Annotated in this window: 3 protein-coding genes; 2 read left to right on the top strand and 1 reads right to left on the bottom strand. The window is 73.7% G+C overall.

What is annotated here, in order from left to right:
• The first annotated feature begins 194 nt into the window (after nucleotides 1-194).
• Both G9H71_RS21890 and G9H71_RS21895 read left to right on the top strand, forming a co-directional pair.
• Nucleotides 195-746, top strand: coding sequence for a hypothetical protein (locus G9H71_RS21890; RefSeq protein WP_166284883.1), 552 nt, complete (start codon nucleotides 195-197; stop codon nucleotides 744-746).
• 46 nt (nucleotides 747-792) lie between these two features.
• Nucleotides 793-2,373 (top strand): NlpC/P60 family protein, encoded by a 1,581-nt coding sequence (locus G9H71_RS21895; protein ID WP_166284884.1) that lies wholly within the window; start codon nucleotides 793-795, stop codon nucleotides 2,371-2,373.
• Nucleotides 2,374-2,605: 232 nt separating this feature from the next.
• Here the strand turns inward: G9H71_RS21895 and G9H71_RS24225 are convergent.
• Nucleotides 2,606-2,977: hypothetical protein (locus tag G9H71_RS24225; protein ID WP_231135287.1), on the bottom strand; the 372-nt coding region annotated here is incomplete at its 5' end.

Genomic DNA, 2,977 nt, shown 5'->3' on the forward strand with positions numbered 1-2,977 from the left:
GGGAGCTCGAGACCGCCGGCGTCGTACACGTGGAGCGCCGACGGGCTGGCCGGCAGAACCTGACCAACCGCTACCACGTACGGACCGCGGGACCGCTGCTACAAAGCGGCAGCTCAACCAGTGGCCGCACATCTGCGGCTGCCCGTTCCGACGGACCTGGAGGTGGCCGTAGAACTGCGGCCACCCCTGGCCGCATGCCTGCGGCGACCGTGGCCGCACACCTGCGGCCCAACCCAGACCCTTCTACCGACACTCCCCCTCCCCCGCCCCCCGCTCGAGCCCGGCGTCACCTCGATCTCGCGGACGGCCTGCTCGCCGCCTGCGGCATCGACGACCTGGCCGCCCTGGCCGCCCGATGCGCGGCCGCCCGACAAGCGCAATGCCTGCCCGTCGGGCGCTGGTCCCCCTCCGGGCTTCTGCCGGCGATCCAGCTGGCCGTGCATCACCGCGGCTGGCCGCCCCACGCGGTGCCGGCCGCGCTGCTCGCCGTCGCCGGCGATCCAGCTACCCGCTCCCCAATGCGGCTGGCCGAAGCCGGGCCGTGGTGGGAGCCGGCCACGACCACCCCGTCCACTAACCCCCCTGACCTCGCCGCGTACGAGGAACGGCTCGACGCGGTCGACGGGCTTCGCGTGACCCTGCAGGCGCGCGCCCGGCAGGCATTGAGCGCCGAGGGAGTCCCGCTGACTCGCGCCAGCGTCGTACGGCGCGCATGCGCACTGCTCGACGAGCGGCTAGACGAATGACGCTGCCACAGTTTTCCCGGCTTGGCCTCGCCCGGGGAGCGGCGTCGTGACGGCGTCCGCGGGCGCCGCTGGCACCGCCGCGGGCGCCGCATTCGTCCTCGCCGTCGCCTCCCTCACCGTGGTCGGCACGTCGACGACCGAGGCACTGGCGTGCCTGCCGCCGTCCGTGGCGGTGTCCGGGTCCGTGCCCTCCTCCGCCGGCCTCGACGAGGCCCAAGCCCGCAACGCCACCACGATCGTGTCCGAGGTGGTGCAGCGCCGGGTGCCCACCCGCGCCGCGGTCGTCGCGATCGCCACCGCGCTGCAGGAGTCGAACTTGCGCAACCTGGCCTCACTCGCCGTCCCCGATTCGCTCAGCTTCCCCAACGACGGCGTCGCGCCGGGCGACCACGACTCGGTCGGCATCTTCCAGCAGCGTGCTGGTTGGGGCTCGGTCCAGCAGCGCATGACCCCCACCTACGCGGCAGGCAAGTTCCTCGACGAGCTGGGGAACATCGAGGGCTGGCAGGCCATCCCGATCACCGTCGCCGCCCAGGCCGTGCAGGTGTCCGCCTACCCGGACGCCTACGCCAAGTGGGAGGACCGGGCCGCCCAGATCGTCGCCGGGCTGCTCGGCCGCCCCACCGCAACCGGCGCCGTCGTCGCGCAGACCGTCCTCGACGCGCCCGGCCTGCTCCTGCTCGGCGACGACCTGGCCAAGGACATCCGAGGCGCGCTGCCGATCGCCTATCAGGGCGGCGCCGTTACTGTCTCCGTCGCCGACGGCCGCACCACCGCCCAGGGCCTGGCCGACCTGCAGGCCCGCGGCACGAGCTTGCCGGGCACGCTCTTGGTCAGCCTCGGCGGGCAGGACGGCCTGGACAGCGATGCCGACGTGGCCGCGTTCACCAGCCGAGCGAAGAAGGTTCTCGAGGCTGGCGGCGACACCCGCACCGTCTACTGGGTCACCCCGCCCCGCTCCACCCGCGCGGCCGCGGCCCTGCGTGCTCTCGCCAACGCCGACGACCGGCTACAGCTGATAGACGTCGCCGCGTTCGCCGTCGCCAACGCCGGCTGGCGCGGCCCCAACGGCGGGCTCACCGAGGCTGGCGTCAAAGGCGTGGGCAAGCTCGTCAGGAACGCCCTCGCCGAGAACGAGGAGGACGACCCGGTCAACGCCGGCGGCGCCGGGTGCGCGGACGGGCTCGGCGGCTACAGCGGCGTCCCCGTCGCTGACTGCACGTTCACGCTGCCCCGGGGCAACCCCCGCACCTGCCAGCAGGCGATCCAGTGGGCGCTAGCCCAGCAGGACGGCCCCGCCCAGTGGTACCGCCGGTGCCTCAACTTCGTGGCCCGCGCCTACGGCTGGAGCTACTCCGGAGCTCCCGCACCGCACCACGCCCGCACGTTCTGGCAGGTGTCCGACCACAAGCACCCCGGCGACCTCAACCCGCCCGCCGGCGCACTCGTCTTCTGGAACGGCGGCAGCGCCGGCCACGTCGCTCTCTCCGCCGGCAACGGCATGGTCATCAGCAACGACGTCCGCGGCGCCGGGACCATTGCTCTGGTCCCGATGAGCGCCATCACCGACGGCTGGAACAGCCCCTACCTCGGCTGGACCGACCCCTACTTCCCCAACGGCGGCTGACCGGTCGAGCCACGGAGAGGGGGCGGTGCCGACTGGCGCCGCCCCCTTCTGCTGTCCGCCCATGAGCAGTCACTGCGGACCCGCCGGGGCTGCCTGTGGGAGGCCGCACGTCCTCGGCCCAGCGTCCCTGGTGGCACTTCAGGCCGGCGAACTTGCTGTAGGTGACGATGGCCGCCAGCGCTCGCCCTGCCGGTACCAGGAGAGGACCTGGCCGGGCCACCACTGGCCCTCGTCAAGGACCTCGCACGGCTTGGACTCGCGCACCTTCCCAGCGTCCGGCACGCGCCGAACGGGGCCTCCCGCCGGTCAGGCGGCGTACGTGACGCTCGCCGGCCACGTTCCGCGCTACGCGCTTGCGGTTGACCGGCTCGCCCAGCTCGCGGGAGGCGAGCGCGGCGATCATCCGGGTGCCGTCGACCGGGTTCGCCTTCGCCACCTCCACGATCGCCTCGTCCCCCGGCCGGCCCGCACCCGGGCCTGCCGTCACCGTCCGCCGCTCGCGGCGGCGGTGTAGGGACTGGCGGGACACTTTCGCGACGCGCGCCACGACCGCGGGCTTGTACCCCTTGGCCACGAGTGCGCGGGACCGGGTGACGCGCTCGTT

Origin of the sequence: Motilibacter deserti (assembly GCF_011250635.1) — a bacterium.
GTDB lineage: Bacteria > Actinomycetota > Actinomycetes > Motilibacterales > Motilibacteraceae > Motilibacter_A > Motilibacter_A deserti.

Coding starts and splice junctions, on each gene's coding strand:
- G9H71_RS21890 (WP_166284883.1), top strand. CDS start 195: ATGCCTGCGGCGACCGTGGCCGCACACCTGCGGCCCAACCCAGACCCT.